Source organism: Prevotella communis, from assembly GCF_022024115.1.
GTDB classification, from domain to species: domain Bacteria; phylum Bacteroidota; class Bacteroidia; order Bacteroidales; family Bacteroidaceae; genus Prevotella; species Prevotella communis.
Map to the genome: position 1 here is coordinate 3,305,599 of NZ_CP091792.1, position 15,325 is coordinate 3,320,923.

At 46.8% G+C, this 15,325-nt stretch carries 10 protein-coding genes; 5 read left to right on the top strand and 5 right to left on the bottom strand.

Annotated features, from left to right (window positions below; translation table 11 throughout):
- Positions 1-8: 8 nt before the first annotated feature.
- Positions 9-1,064, top strand: coding sequence for a glycosyltransferase family 4 protein (locus L6468_RS13690; RefSeq protein ID WP_091854611.1), 1,056 nt, complete (start codon positions 9-11; stop codon positions 1,062-1,064).
- A 10-nt stretch (positions 1,065-1,074) separates the two neighbouring features.
- A complete protein-coding gene (locus L6468_RS13695) occupies positions 1,075-1,923 on the top strand; it encodes a LicD family protein (RefSeq protein WP_237793622.1) in 849 nt (282 codons plus the stop codon).
- On the opposite strand, the gene L6468_RS13700 is transcribed toward L6468_RS13695, so the two are convergent.
- Positions 1,913-2,635, bottom strand: coding sequence for a lipopolysaccharide kinase InaA family protein (locus L6468_RS13700; protein ID WP_091813582.1), 723 nt, complete (start codon positions 2,633-2,635; stop codon positions 1,913-1,915). The two genes, L6468_RS13695 and L6468_RS13700, sit on opposite strands and share 11 nt — an antisense overlap.
- 118 nt (positions 2,636-2,753) lie before the next feature.
- On the opposite strand from L6468_RS13700, the gene L6468_RS13705 reads away from it, so the two are divergent.
- The gene (locus tag L6468_RS13705) at positions 2,754-3,593 is read left to right on the top strand and encodes a LicD family protein (protein ID WP_091854607.1); all 840 of its coding nucleotides are present in this window, start codon (positions 2,754-2,756) and stop codon (positions 3,591-3,593) included.
- Here the strand turns inward: L6468_RS13705 and L6468_RS13710 are convergent.
- Both L6468_RS13710 and L6468_RS13715 read right to left on the bottom strand, forming a co-directional pair.
- On the bottom strand, positions 3,590-4,480 hold the full coding sequence (locus L6468_RS13710) for a glycosyltransferase family 2 protein (protein WP_237793623.1): 891 nt from the start codon (positions 4,478-4,480) through the stop codon (positions 3,590-3,592). The two genes, L6468_RS13705 and L6468_RS13710, sit on opposite strands and share 4 nt — an antisense overlap.
- Before the next feature lie 19 nt (positions 4,481-4,499).
- Positions 4,500-5,216, bottom strand: coding sequence for a glycosyltransferase family 25 protein (locus L6468_RS13715; RefSeq protein WP_143005801.1), 717 nt, complete (start codon positions 5,214-5,216; stop codon positions 4,500-4,502).
- A gap of 106 nt (positions 5,217-5,322) precedes the next feature.
- Between L6468_RS13715 and L6468_RS13720 the strand changes: the two genes are divergently transcribed.
- Together L6468_RS13720 and L6468_RS13725 are read left to right on the top strand one after the other, a co-directional pair.
- Positions 5,323-6,438, top strand: a complete 1,116-nt coding sequence (locus L6468_RS13720; protein WP_237793624.1) for a glycosyltransferase family 4 protein — start codon at positions 5,323-5,325, stop codon at positions 6,436-6,438.
- Between the two features lie 25 nt (positions 6,439-6,463).
- Positions 6,464-7,261 carry a flavodoxin gene (locus L6468_RS13725; RefSeq protein WP_237793625.1) on the top strand — a complete coding sequence of 266 codons (798 nt, stop codon included), beginning with the start codon at positions 6,464-6,466 and terminating at the stop codon, positions 7,259-7,261.
- Here the strand turns inward: L6468_RS13725 and L6468_RS13730 are convergent.
- Positions 7,242-8,027: a DUF5106 domain-containing protein gene (locus L6468_RS13730; RefSeq protein ID WP_237793626.1), complete on the bottom strand. Its 786-nt coding sequence runs from the start codon at positions 8,025-8,027 to the stop codon at positions 7,242-7,244. The genes L6468_RS13725 and L6468_RS13730 overlap by 20 nt on opposite strands.
- On the bottom strand, positions 8,027-15,298 hold the full coding sequence (locus L6468_RS13735) for a chitobiase/beta-hexosaminidase C-terminal domain-containing protein (RefSeq protein WP_237793627.1): 7,272 nt from the start codon (positions 15,296-15,298) through the stop codon (positions 8,027-8,029). The genes L6468_RS13730 and L6468_RS13735 overlap by 1 nt, the downstream gene beginning before the upstream one ends.
- Positions 15,299-15,325: the final 27 nt, after the last annotated feature.

A 15,325-nucleotide genomic window follows, 5' to 3' on the forward strand; every position in this document is an offset into this window, starting at 1 on the left:
TCAGACAGATGAAGAACGTACTTGTTGACTTTTCCAATTATGATGCGCTGAGTGGCTTTGGCGAGATAGTACGCAACTATTGTCGCCGACTGGCCGTGGCTGATGTGCCCGATATGCATTTCATCTTTATCATCCCAAAGAAACATATCGGAGAGTTCGGTCCGCATATTGACTATATAGCCACCGAGAACCGCAAGCGGGAAATACGTCGTTATCCTAACCATATCGACCTGTGGCATGCCACGGATCAGCAGTTCGGCTACCGTCGCCATACAAAAGGCACCCTGCAACTGCTGACGGTGCATGACCTGAACTACCTCTACGAGAAGCACGGCATCCATCTGTTACGTCACAAGATAGAGATGCCATGGCTTATCCATCGCAGCGACGCCATCACGGTGATTTCTGAATACGTAAAGAAAGATGTGGAGCAACACATTCCTTTCCTTGACAAAGAGCCACAGGTTATCTATAATGGTATAGACGACGTGGAGGCCCACCCTCGCAAGCAACCATCATTCGTCAAGGATGAGCATGCTCCCTTCTTCCTTTGCATAGGACATGTCAGGGAGAAGAAGAACATCCATACCGTGGTGCCCATGATGAAATACTTCCCCAATCATCATCTTTACATCTGCGGCGCAAACCACTGGGCTTATGCTGACAAGATACGCAGCATGGTAGCCCCGGAGGATAAAGACCGCATTGTATTGACAGGAAAGATTGCGGATGAGGAGAAATGCTGGCTCATGGCTCATGCCGATGCCCTATTATTCCCCAGTAAGCTGGAAGGGTTTGGCATCCCTGTCCTCGAAGCCATGCGTTTCGGCACGAAAGTATTCTCGTCACGCTTCAGTTGTCTGCCAGAGGTCTGCAGCACACATGCCTCCTACTGGGACAGCTATGAGCCAGAGGCTATGGCAGAGGTAGTAAGGAAAGGACTGGAAGGATGGAGCAGAGACGGTCAGGAAGCCGTGGATGCCCGTGCTTACTCACGCACCTTCAATTACGACCACTATACTGAACAGTATATCGCTCTCTATCGTCAATTACTCCATATTTAAGACTCAACATATGCGACTCTATAACGAAACAAATTACGATATCCATATCCTGCAACAGAAGATAATGGGTAACCTCAAGGCTATTGACCAGGTATGCCGTAAACATGGACTGCGCTACTATCTGTGGGCTGGCAGCATGTTGGGTGCCGTTCGTCATCAGGGCTTTATCCCTTGGGATGACGATATGGACATCTGCATGCCACGTCCGGACTACGAGAAGCTGTTAGCGCATTGGAAAGAGTGGCTCCCGGCACCATACGAGGTGATCAGCGCCGAGAACGACCCCACCTATCCTTATCCGTTTGCAAAGATTGAAGACGCTTCGACAACAGTCCTGGAACGTCCAGACTTTCCGTTCCTTGAGGGTATCTATATAGACGTCTTCCCCATTGACGGTGTTCCTTCTGATGAGAAGGAAAGACAAAAGCACTTCAAGCGCTATAAGTTCTGGCGCCATTTGCTCTTCCTACGTGGTCGCAACCCATTCAAGCATGGCTACGGGCCACGCTCATGGTATCCTTGGCTGCTGCATCAGGTCTTCTCTCTAGAGGATCTGCAGAAGCGTGTAAAACGCCTGATGACGAAATATGACTATGACAGTTCGGAATATGTGGCCGACTACGATGACGGTGTTCGCGGAGCAATCAAGAAGACCATCTTAGGAACGCCTCAGCCATACGCTTTTGCTGATACGACATTCATGGGAGTAGAACGTGCTGATGAGTATCTCTCAAACAAATATGGTGACTATATGCAACTGCCACCAAAAGAGAAGCAGATACAGCATCATTTCTTCCGTATGGATCTGAATCAGCCATATCGGGAAACAACAATAGAGGAAGTAAGAGCTAAAGTTTAAACCTCCGATGTTCAAAACGGTCGAGCAGTGCAACAGCCTGTTGGACCGTTTCCTTTTCATCCCACCCTCTTTGACGTGCATAACTGGCAACGAGATATTCATAAAGGTCTCGCCGATGGGTTGTCCTCACCAGATTCTTCAGACATTCCTTGTTGGAGGGATAACCGTCACAGAAACGGGAACGGTTGATGTCAATCATATTAAAATAATAGTTGCCAGACTTCTCTGTACAGAGGAAGTTCGACAGGTTCAGATCACCATGCAGGATGCCTTTGCTATGCATCAAAAGAGTCTGTTTCATCACGGCATCAGCCAACTGAGGACTGAACTCTTTCACCTCTCTCAGCAACAGATGGCATTCCGTTCCCTCAACCTCCTTACTGACGAAATAGCCTTTCAGGAACAAGCCACAGCGTTTCTCTTCCAAAAAGGCAATACGCTGGGGTGTGTTGATTCCCCGACTGGCAAATTCTCCTGCAAAGAGAAAGGCCCGCTCAGCCTTAGACTTACGGAAGAAGGTGTAGACAATCTGCTGGATGATGTTCACGCGCTTGAAACACTTCACCATCATCGTCTCTCCTTCATATTCCAGTCTTACTACCTTATTACGCCCATCATACACGGTAGTGCCAACACCGTCTTCTATCAGACGAGGTATCTGTCTGATAAAGTTTTCGTACTTCTGGAACTGCTGATCAATGACAACCTTCATTCGTTCTCCATTTCTTGAGTTATGCAAAAGTACAAATAAAAATGCAACTCTCTGCACAAATCGTCTTAAAATTAAAGAAAAATATGTAACTTTGCACGCAAGAAACACATCTTACACTATGGCGAATTACGACATCAGACCCTTACAATTACATATACTCAACATACTTTTAGCTGTTGACAAAGTCTGTCGTGAACATGATTTGCGATATTATCTTTGGGCAGGCACCATGTTAGGCGCAGTGCGACATGGTGGGTTCATTCCCTGGGACGATGATATGGATATCTGTATGCCACGTCCCGATTACGACCGTCTGATGGCTCACGCACACGAATGGCTCCCTGCTCCATACGAAGCTGTCAGTGCTGAGACCGACCCGCTCTATCCAGGTCCGTTCGGGAAGATCCAGGACAGTTCCACAACATTAATAGAGCGTGCCCACATCAATTATATCGGAGGCCTCTATATTGATGTATTCCCACTCGATGGTGTACCACAACAGTCATGGAAACAGCGTTTTCAGTTCTCACACTACGAGATTCAGAAACGCATCATATATTTTCTTCATCGCGATCCTTTCAAGCATGGTCATGGTCCTTCATCATGGATACCCTTATTGTGTCAATGGCTGACAAGCAATGCTGCCGTACAACGTCGCTTGCGCAATATCATGACACGCTACCCATTTGATGATTGCACACTGGTGGCCGACTATGATGACGGCATGAACGGTATCTGCGACAAATCTGTATTAGGCCGTCCTACCCCCATTGAATTTGAAGGAAAAACCCTGATGGGAGTTGAGCACGCTGATACTTATCTCACGCAGAAATACGGTGACTACATGGTCGTACCTCCTCACGATCATCAGCGTCAGCACAACTTCTTCTATCTCGACTATAACCTCCCCTATCGCGAATATGACGACAAACGGGTGTTCATGAAACAGGACACCTAGTCTTCCCAGATATTCTTGATACGTACATCACGGAATATTGTCAGCAGACGTTTCAGACGACTGCGCAGCAAGTCTGCCTTCAAACGTGAAGACGGAGCATCAAGCTGGCCGTTCCATTTTTCGCCCCGGTGAAGCACGTCACGGATAAACGATGCAGATGTAATACCCCACTTGCGGAGGAACTGAGTAGAACCGTCGTTCTTAATGATGCGATGTGTTGAACGTGCCTCAAAATGATATACACGACTACGACTCACGCCTTTGAACAGTCTGACACCAGCCTTCCACAGCTTGGCAGAAAAATCAGGGTCGCTATACATGCCCGGGCTATACTCTATGCTATATCCTCCCACTAAGTCCCACATATCACGGTGTACCACATTAGGAGGCCATGTTGCGCCCTGCCAGTCATCATGTTTCAGCTCCTGATATTCCTTTAACAGACGTTCTTCCTCAAAGGACTCAACCGTCTGACCATAGTCTGCCGGAGCTATGACACTCTTACAGAAGAAAGGACGAGGCTGTATGAGTGTGGCTGACAAGAAGAACCTGTTATGGCCAATGGCCGTAATCTCCTCATCAAGAGCCGTATCCCATCCCGGACACACATACATGTCGTCGTTCATGAACAGCACATATTCCGTTGTCATCAGCGTGCGAAGACCATTAAGGGCATAGCACACACCTATATTCTCATCAGAATGCGTATATTTAATATCGCTTTGCGCCTTGACCCACGCCAAAGTGCCATCACTACCATCATTGACATGAACCAATATCTCATGATCTATGGCTGAATTCTTTCTGATGCTCTGAATACACAGTTGCAGAAAAGCCAAGTTATTCCAAGTAGGGATAAGTATCGAGAATCGTCTTGGGGTACCCATATTTTTATATCATTTGTGGTTATCTTAACCAATAAAGAAATCGTTTGTAATTTTTCTTAAATATCCAACGCAACTTGATCATCCGGTCATTGCGCTTTGAGAGCGACGAGCCAAAGACACCCATAAACGACCCTTGGGTGGCCATGGCTGGCTGAGCCCATAGGCATTGAATAAGACCACGACTCATCAATAGGTTGTGATAGTGGTCAATCGGGATTCTGCAACGCTCTGTCTTCAAACTGTCAATGATAGCCTGACAGGCCTGCTTATTCACATAATAGGCACCTGCCATGCGGCCTTTCTCTGCTGGGTAAAGCATTTGTCCCTTAGTGCGTTGACTACGAGGGACAAACCGCAAAGAACTATCCTCTAATGAAATCAGGATCGGGCTGTCGGCATGATGCTGCTGATACTCGCTCATACACCTTCCAAAAAGCGATTGGAAATCCTTGTGCAGGACGATGTCGTCCTCCAATATCAAAGCACCGTCATCATGAGCCTCCAGGACTTTCTCGCAGGCTATAAAATGTTTGATGGTACACGATGCCGTTGATAATTTCTCACGCATCTTTTCCGGTCCATCAGCAAGATAACGGTTCATCAGCTCATCGGTCAACAGGTCACGGTCAGCCTCCGCTATGAACTCATACTCCAGCCCCATGCCTTTCAGCATTCGGTCTATGTGCTCACCACGTTCTTTCAATGAAGCTGCGTGTATAACCAGAATCCTCGTCATTCTATCAAATCTCAAGTCTTTTTTATACTATTTGTATGCAAAGGTATGAAATAATTATGAATTATAACACTACGTCTGTGATTTATTTCGTACCTTTGCCGAAAATATGAATAAAAGCATGATTATAGGCTTCGATGCAAAAAGAATTGTCAGCAATGGCACAGGATTGGGAAGTTACGGGCGGACACTTATCAATGATCTTGCACAGGATGACTCCTTGTCCCTTCGTCTGTATGCCCCCAATTCCGGACGTACGAATCTAAGGGGACAGATTATTGAGCGCCCCAACGTCACTTTCTGTTACCCCGGCCAGGGACTTTCCGGACTACGTGCTGCCATCTGGCGCAGCCGCGGCATCACCAACGACTTGAAACGCGATGGTGTTCAGCTATATCACGGTCTTTCCGGCGAGCTGCCTATCAACATCAGCAAGAGTGGCATCAAGAGCATTGTCACCATCCACGACCTGATATTCATGCGTCATCCTGAGTTCTACAACTGGATTGACGTCAAGATATACACCTGGAAGTTCCGTCAGACAATCCGTGAGGCCAGTCATATCGTAGCTATCAGCGAATGTACCAAGCGGGATATCATAGAACTTGGCGGTGTTGACGAGAGTCGCATCTCTTTGGTCTACCAGAGCTGTTCCCCAAAATTCCAGCGCTCAGCCTCAACAGACAGGCATGGACTGCCCTCTCGCTATATCCTCAATGTGGGCACCATAGAACGACGTAAGAACATACTGTTGGCAGTCAAGGCTCTGCCTTTATTACCCGAAGATTTGTCGCTCGTCATCATTGGCCGTCAGACGCCCTATGCCGATGAGGTAAAAGCCTATGCCAAGAAGCATGGACTCGGACATCGTGTTATCATGCTCCATGCTGTCAGCAACCCCGAACTCGTGCCCTATTATGCCAATGCAGAAGCATTTGTGTACCCATCCATCTATGAAGGTTTCGGCATTCCTATCATCGAAGCCATCAGTTCCGGTCTGCCAGTTGTAGCTTGCACAGGTTCCTGCCTCGAGGAAGCAGGCGGTCCCGACGCTTTCTATGTGGCGCCAGATGATGCTGAGGGCATGGCGCATGCCATCATGGCAACACTACACGGCGCTGAAGGCCGCGAACAGCGCATAGAACGCAGCATGCAATACATTAAGCGCTTTCAAGGGAACAGTGTCGCCAGTCAGATGGCTGATATCTACCGCGAGCTCATTTAAATCAACCCATATAAACTAAAAACTTATGAGAAAACTATTTTCACTTATCGTCATGATGGCAACAATGACAACAAGTTATGCACAAAAGCAGCTGGTGCTGTATTATTCTGAGACAGGAACAACGAAGACCATTGCTCAGGAGCTGCAGAAACAGTTAGGAGCCGATATCGAAGAGATAGAGGCTGTAGTGCCCTACTCTGGCAATTTCCAAGAGACAATCCAACGCGGACAACGCGAGATGCAGAGCGGCGAGATGCCAGCTATTAAGCCTTTAAAGAAACAGATTGCCGACTACGACATCATTTTCCTAGGCTACCCCATTTGGTTTGGCACCTATGCCAATCCAATCATCACGCTAGTAAAAGAGCAAGACTTTGCCGGTAAGACGATAGTGCCATTCTGTACTTTCGGCAGTGGTGGTCTGAACACCTCTTCAGATGCGCTCAAGAAAGCATTACCAAAAGCCACTATTGCAAAAGGCTATGGTGTACGCACTGCCCGCGTAAATGCCGCCGCAAAGGAACTTGACCGTTTCCTGAAAGAGAATGGTTACAAGAAAGGGAGCGTAGAGAAGTTGCCCGACTATTCCGCACAACAACCGGTTACTGATGCAGAACGACAGATTTTCGACGCCGCCTGCTCCAGCTATCAGTTCCCCTTGGGCACACCACAAACAGTAGGCAAGCGTCAGACACCCGATGGCACCGATTACAAATTTACGGTTGCCAGCCGTGGCATGAACGGTGGCGGTGAGACAACATCCATTATCTACGTCACCGTAGGCAAGGATGCCAAAGCTGAGTTTACGGAAGTAGTACGTTAAGCTGACTGACAATCTGCTGTAACGACCCGTCCTTGACGACAACCCGCTTATGGGCATCCAAGAGATAAAGCGACGGTAACGCTGGCAAATAAAAAACCTTCATCACATCGGGATTCAAGTTCGTATCAATATAAACGACCTTGAGTCCCGATGTTTTTTGCAACAAAGGCTCACGTTTTATCTGAGGCATTTGCTCCTGACAATGCTCACATTGAGGGTCAAAGAACACAAGGAGGACGTATTGGCTTTGGATATCATAAAGACGCACCCTGTTACCTTCTGCATCAACAAAGGAACAGTCTGCCGACATCATTCCCGGTTGATTCAGGGATAACTGATGAATGAGGAACTGCCGCTGAGGCGATGCAGGAAAAGCGCGTAGCAGATGGCAATACACCATGTCGTTGCGAAGCGGAGACTGTGGGTTCTCCAAATAATGACGAGCCAACTCTTCAAAGAAGTTCAGTCTTTGTTCCGAAGATATCACACCCTCTGCAAAGATGCCCGCAGCCTTGGCACAAGTTGCAGAATCAGCATATGCCATTAGATTGGCAAAGTCAACAAAACCCTGTTCGCCAATCTGATGGTTGGTTTGCGAAGAGTTTCTAAAGTCATAGTTTTCCCAGAAATGTTCCAACGTATAGGCTAACCGTGCTTTCTCGTCTGTCAGCGATACCGGTATCTCTGGATACGGGAATGCATTCTCCTGTGTCCATCCTTTCACAGAACAGACAAAAAACAGCAGCAATATGGTCCATCTACGCATCACTTTCCTATTTGCACATTTGTATTACCTGTAACCACAGCAGTAGAACCATATCCACCGCCATAGATACTTCCACGAATGTCCACACCCTTCACCTCATGGGTACGGTCCTCAGAAGTCGTGATCACCTCTATATTGTTCACCGTTTTCGTAAAGGGCGTATTAAACACAATGCTCTCACCAACCTGTGTTCCGATATTCACATAGGTATCACCATCCACCTTGGCACCATAACCGCCACCATAGACATTCTGAATAGCACCTATTTTACCCTGTACGTGGGGAGGAATAATCACCTGATGACCATCAATGGTCTTTTCCGTGCCTTCATAGCCATTTGCAGCATACTTACCTTCCGTCACATTGATGTTCACATGCGGGTTGCCCACCATGACAGCCGTCTCACCATATCCACCGCCATAGATACTACCGATACTGGTAAACGACCTGACATTTACCTGAGGATCAGCAGCAAGCACAGTGCCCGGTTCCTGTCCGTCTTTTGCCTCACGAGGCAACCACACGTCATCCACTTTCTTATAACCGTATTTAGAATAGCCGGCCAGATTACCACCACCATAGAGTTCACCGATGATAAGTGGTCGGCAGCCAGTCTCCTCAATATTCACGACGATAGAACCACGGATGGTACCACTCTCATTATTTCCACCAAATATACGGTCGAAGGTACCATTAGTGATATTGAGCACCACATCACCCTGGATGTCGGCAGCGCGAGCGCCACCATAGGCAGCCTTCAGACCTGGGATACAAGCCATCAGCAGCTTAGCCTCGGCATCCATCGGTGCACTCTTACCACCACCGTATGCTTCATCCACGCAGAAGTCACATCCGCTGTTCTCGTCCAGCAGGGTGACAGCGCTCTTTCTCACATTACCCTTGGTGTTAGAACCACCAAAGACACGGTGAATGGTACCGCCGAAGACGTTTACAGAAGCCTGGCCGGTGCCATAGACGATAGCACTGGCTTCTGCTGTTCGTTCTTCTTTCGTATCATAAGCAGGGTCATCCTTGGCAATCCATTTGTCCTCCCCGTCTTTCTCGTAAATCGTATAGTTCTTGTAACCCACGTTAGCACCAGGGTTAGGTCTGCCGTCGGGAAGATTATCAAGACCGTTACCACCACCGAAGAGCTCCAGGATTTCGTAGGTGCCATTGACCTCCACATTGGTAGCAGGTGTAGAAGCAGCGTTACCACCACCATAGACCTGACGGATGCTCGTCAGTCCGCAACCATCGATGATGACCTTGGTAGACTTATTGGTGTTCTTGCCGCCTTCAGGCTCATAAGCAGCCAGGCTGCCACCGCCATAGACAGCCTCGACGTCAAACGTCTCAGTACCCTTAGCCGGTTTGGTGCTGATGTTGTCCTTGTCAGGAGATTGTGTGGCATAGACGTGTACGGTGACGGTGCCCTTTGGCGTTCCGTTGATGTTGTTGCAACCGAAGACCTGTCCAACTACACAACCCTTCGCATCCGCATCGATGGGTGAGCCTGTATCGCCTGATGATGTGGTACCATTCAGGTCAATCAGTACGTCACCCCATACATAGGCAGGTTTGCCGGCTTCTCCCAGTCCACCGCCAAAGACATCTTCACCGATACGTCCGCCAGTCAAACGAACGGTAGTGGTATGGAGTGCAGATTTCTTTTCTGCGTCAGCCCAGCCACCCGCATTTTCATTAGCAGTAGCATCCCAGTTGTCGGTCTGCGTGTCAGCCAAGGCACCACCGCCATAGACGTCTTTCAGAATCAGACCACCCGTCATGTTGACGGCTACGCTTCCCTTGACAGTACCGGCCTCGCCGCCACCGAATACAGTACCGGCGATGAGCTGAACATTCTTGTCGGCATTGTCTGCCGCAGGTGTTGTTGTATAGTTGATGTTCACTGAGGTCTCCCTGACGTTAGCGAGACCTGAAGCAGCAGTGCTCACGCCATACTCACCGCGGGCAGCACCAAATATATGACCATTTCCGTCACCATCATAACCGATACGGCCACCAGAAATGTTAATGGTAGTCTTTCCGCTTGCGGCATCAGCACCACCGCCCACAGAACCCATAGCACCAGCGCCATAGACATTATGCACTACGTGACCACCGGTGATGTTGACAGTGGTCGTACCCTTTACAATACCAGCCAGCGGGTTGTACGCATCCTTTATATCATCACCGTCAGAGTCATACTTGTCCGTACCGCAACCACCGCCATAGACATTGCCGCGATACGCATAAGCAGCACCTCCGTCAGTGCCGGTATCGGTAATACCAATAATACCTTTATTTATATCTACAATAGTATTCTGGAAAGTGTGACCATTCTCACCACTACCATAGACAGAACCTTTAATCGTAGGACTCGTTGCAGCACCGGCATCGCCAATGGTGACATGCGTGCTGTAAACCCACGCCATGCGATCATTGGGGTCAACAGCAGGGTCGCCCTCTGGAGTGGCTACGTCACCTCGTGATGAACCGAACACCATACCGTTCTCCTTACCATCCCAACCGAAGGTGCCACTTTGAATATTGACGGTGCAACTACCTGTATTTTCAGCACAAGCCGTAGGCATACCTGTTGTGCCATCGTAAGTAAAATCACCCACAGAGCCGTAAGCACCACCGCCATAGACATTGTGATAGATGGTTGTAGGTTTGTCTGCTGATGCCTGACTGATGTTAACTGTCGTATTACCCTTAACGTAGCCAGCCACCTTGTCACCAACCTTACCTTTGCCACCGCCATAGACGTTGCCATACTCAACACCACCCTGGCCCTGACTACCAATGGTACCGCTGGTGACATTCACTTCAGTATCGCCAGCTACACCGGATTCCTCACCACCGCCATAGACACTTTTACCAACAGTGGTTGTGCCGTTGATGGTGAGAGTTGCCTTACCAGTGACAGAACCGAGACCTTCAAGAGATACATCAGTATGGATGTAATGCTTTCCATCTTCATCTGTAAATGGGTCTGCATTGGTGCCGTAGGTGTTACTCCAGGTATATACATCAAATTGGTCGTTATCCTTAGGAGTCTTAACGTTGGCATTATTAAATACGTTAGCCGTGCGGTTATAGGTTGGTTTAGGAGTCAGAAATGCTCCTGTATTCCATACTTCAACCGTTGGTACTGATGCAGAGAAACCAGCTCCAAATGCGCTACCTGTAACAGTACAGTTCGTAAGCGTAGAATTGACATCGCCATTAACAGCTCCTAAACTACCTCCACCATAGAAAGTTCCAATGGTGCAACCTGATAGCGTGTTTGTGACATTTCTTGTAGAAGCCAATGACAGAGATGCATAGTTTACAAAGAAACGTGCTACAGTCTGGTTTCCGTCGGAGTGTAAGATAAATTCATAATCATAGTTAGTACTGATGCCGCCATTACCTTCATCATATGCTCGTTTATAGTATTTAGTTACCCAAGAATCCCAACCGCGGCTGTTGTCAGTTTTACTGTCGTCTTCGCAACCTACACGGTTGAATGCCGTTCCGCCATAGCCTGCTCCGAAGAATTTACCAAAATGGCAGTCTGTCGCATTGGTAGTGACAGTTTTTTCTTCGTACATATCTCCAAACTTTGGACCTCCATAGAATTCATCGACATTACTGTTGCTGATGGTAGTGCTGATACTACCGGTAATAGGCTTGGTTGCATTGATGCCACCGCCAAAGAAACTTGTAATGTCTGCAGCATTAATAAGCCATGTGACATCACCTTTAATTTGCTGCATACCAGCACCAGCTACCTCAGTAAAGCGTCCGCCGTCAATATAGCATTCTGCGTTTTCTACATTTTCATTAGTATTTGGCTGATAAATTCCTGTGAGATAGAAATTAGTATAATCACCACCTGCTACATTAATAGGTACTTTCGGGGTTGTGTTTGCCTGTGCCGTGTGGCAACCATTAGCAAAATTCTTGAACCAGGCATTGCTACCAATAAGCAGGTAGTTGGTGTTTTGGGCATTGGCTCGCGTACATGACACGAACTGCTCATAAATTCCGCCCTGCAGAATAAGAGGTGCCATATTATCTTTCGTGTCTCCATTGTTTCCTCCAGCATATTCAAACTGACCAAAACGGATGAACACGGTATTGGTTATTTCAAACCATCCTCGTGGTTTAAAGATGCCTGGCTCTGGATCCATAGTAGCATCGTAGGTGCGCTTTACCATACCTACACCAGGTATGTTGAGGAAATCAAAACGTATCGGAGATACTCTTTTACGCTGATTGTGATAATAGAACAGAGTGTTATCCGGCTCGTCGTCTCCATCAAGGTCGGCACTCATAAAGGTTACAGGTTTATTATCTTTGACAAGTGCATCATTGGAATACTGATGATAGTTTCCTACTAATACAACAGCATAGTCATAAACGGAATGTGAGGCATTGCTACCTAAAGCAGTCATAGCGCTAGATACAGAATTATACACCTGCTGTCCATTATAAGTCGAAGGACAAGAGCCTCCTACAGTAACACCATATTTTGATGTTCCGTTGTATGTGACGTCGTAGTTGGCATCACTCAGATAGACAGCTTTTGCCCAATATGGCTCGATGGTGATGGATTCCACGCCATCAGGCACTTCCCAATATGCGCCTTGTGCAAACACACGATTACTGCCGCCTGTTCCATAGAGGTCTTTGTTAGTGCATTTTCGGTCGACATAGTTGAAGGAAGGATAGTCATAGGTGTCGGTAGTAAAACTGCCAGGTGTTCCTCCCGTGATTGATGTAATCTTCCATCCTGTCACTACGCGACCGTCTGTATAGTTGCCTTTACCCACCTCATTATAGTAAGGCAACTGCACTTTCTTGTAGTTGTAGTTGAAGTTGTCATAGTCCTTATCGGTGATGTTAAGAGTCAGGTTGTCGGTTGTGAGTGAAGCTCCTGATGGTGCAGTGAATTGCGCACCGCCTCCTACGCCACTAATGGTAACAGACAAGGTGCCCAACAATCCACCTTTATTCCTGTCAGTCTGTGCTGTGGCATGAGCGGCATCAGGATTGACAACCGAAGGATATTTGCCTTGTGTTTTGAGTATAGGATAAGGTGCAATGCTCTTGTCAAGCACCCACTTAGCCATTTCGTCCTTCTGAGTAGCATCTCCTGTGACATAGAATGCCGCCATATCGCGCGTAGAGTTCAGTGTCATTCGGAAGAACTCAAAGCGATTTAAGTAGCGTTCCTCGGCACCAAGTGCACCATGATATTTATCATTAGCAATCTCTTTTACATAAGGAACTTTCTCTTCATCATACAGGAAGTAGCAGTAATTATTAAGACCTGTATTGTTTGCATTGGAATATTTGTTGTGGATTATTTCTCCACCATAGATAGGAGCAGCGTTTCCACCTGTAATGTTACCATAGAACATACAGTTCATCACCATAGTCTGCAAGTTGCTGCTGGTGGATGCCACTCGGTTGTACCCTACAATACCGCCGCAATTATTTCCGCTTTCAATGTTGGCATAGTTGTAGCAGTTAATAACACGTGATAAGCCTTGCAGTTCACCCGCAATGCCTCCTACATTGTCATCACCACTGATAGAACCATCTAATACTCCACAATTATAGATTCTCGTTGATCCTTTTGCTGTATTTACGATGGCTCCCGCATTGCCTGAGCCACTTATGTTAGCACTACTGATGATAATATTCTTGATGATAGCTCCATCGGCCACGTCTATAAAGGCTTGACTAAGAGAGAAGGTTATGTAGTTGCCGTCAATGGTACCACTAAAAGGATTTTCTGAAGTACCTATAGAAACATCAGAACTGAAATCTGACGCCAGTGAATAATTGCCATTCATGTCTGTTATCTCACTCGAAAAAGAAACTTCTGTTGGAGGCAACAGAGCGGTCTCATTGGAGTTTACATAACCTACTTTTGTGGCAATGGCTCTGATTTCATTAGCGCTGCCCTTAGCAAATGGTCCAGTATAGACAGTTGAAGATGATGTGGCGTGGGTACCATCTGTTGTATAATGAATCGTAGCACCTTCAGTAGTGCAAGTGATGGTAACATAACCACCACTAACAGAAATAGAAGGTCTTTCGCAGTTGGGCAGGTTGTATGTAGTAGCAACCGTAGGGTAATAATCACTTTCCACCTTGGCAATCGCCTTAATGACTGTCATGCTCTCCGTCTGGTTGACATTAACGGAAGTAGTACCAGTACCTGCATAAGATTCTGTGGTTGGCGTGCTGCCATCAGTAGTATAATATATGGTAGCGCCAGTCGCTGCCGCAATGGTTATTGTGCCATCAAAATTATTGGTAATGGTAGGAGGGTCGATTGATACTGCAGATTCAAGGTAAAACTTGCCACTTCCTGAACTTTCAGAATTACCAGCTGTCCATAGACCAATGATACCACCAGTCAAAATCGCCTGGGTTTTATCAGCATCCGTTCCTGCAAGGGACTGTTGGTTTCCTTTGTTAATATTTAGATATTTTCTTGGCTTATTACTATCGGGGTCGATATTATTGTCCGAAGCATATTTAGAAATGATTTCATAAGAAGATGTATTGTCGTAGTAGTTAATATAAAACAATGCGTAATCATTATTAGAAGGTGATTCTTCAAGATGAAAACGTACACGCCCCATGTTCGTTAAAAAGCCAGCATTGTAAGTTAGATATTTCCCATCAATAGCATGCTTGATATAATAGCAATCTAAACTAGGGTGCTTCTCAATAACCCACAGAGCTTTCCTTTCATTATACCCTACAGTACTTCGGCAATTGTAGGTAGTAAGGAAAGGCATGCCATTATCTACGTTAGTATAGTATGGGGATGTAGATTGATAATAATAATATCCTTCCGTGGGACATAGATAGAAGTTATTGGTAGTACTTTCGGTACTATGAGTTACAGTACCGATATAATACACTCCCGAATAGTCAGTTTGTCCCCACACATTACCGCTTCCTAATGTGAGCATCAGGAGCATGGATATAGTGAGCCGTAATCTCGTCATGAGTGAGCCGTAATCTCGCCATGAGTGAGTAGTAATCTCGTGACCGACGAGCCGTCGCTCGAGCTCTGCTCGCTTGCTACTGAAAGGACGCAAGAACCTCGTTGTAGGCGAGGCATACTTTAGCCATACTCTAGCCATACTCCAGCCATACTCTAGCCATACTCTAAGCATACTCATGAGTATGGCTATAGTATGGCTATAGGCTTGCTGATTCCTTGTTACTCCCTTCTCATATATTTTGTTCATATCAGATGTATTTTTATTTCAGCGGGT

Coding starts and splice junctions, on each gene's coding strand:
- L6468_RS13695 (WP_237793622.1), top strand. CDS start 1,075: ATGCGACTCTATAACGAAACAAATTACGATATCCATATCCTGCAACAG.
- L6468_RS13735 (WP_237793627.1), bottom strand. CDS start 15,298: ATGAACAAAATATATGAGAAGGGAGTAACAAGGAATCAGCAAGCCTAT.
- L6468_RS13730 (WP_237793626.1), bottom strand. CDS start 8,027: ATGCGTAGATGGACCATATTGCTGCTGTTTTTTGTCTGTTCTGTGAAA.
- L6468_RS13700 (WP_091813582.1), bottom strand. CDS start 2,635: ATGAAGGTTGTCATTGATCAGCAGTTCCAGAAGTACGAAAACTTTATC.
- L6468_RS13715 (WP_143005801.1), bottom strand. CDS start 5,216: ATGACGAGGATTCTGGTTATACACGCAGCTTCATTGAAAGAACGTGGT.
- L6468_RS13690 (WP_091854611.1), top strand. CDS start 9: ATGAAGAACGTACTTGTTGACTTTTCCAATTATGATGCGCTGAGTGGC.
- L6468_RS13725 (WP_237793625.1), top strand. CDS start 6,464: ATGAGAAAACTATTTTCACTTATCGTCATGATGGCAACAATGACAACA.
- L6468_RS13720 (WP_237793624.1), top strand. CDS start 5,323: ATGAATAAAAGCATGATTATAGGCTTCGATGCAAAAAGAATTGTCAGC.
- L6468_RS13705 (WP_091854607.1), top strand. CDS start 2,754: ATGGCGAATTACGACATCAGACCCTTACAATTACATATACTCAACATA.
- L6468_RS13710 (WP_237793623.1), bottom strand. CDS start 4,480: ATGGGTACCCCAAGACGATTCTCGATACTTATCCCTACTTGGAATAAC.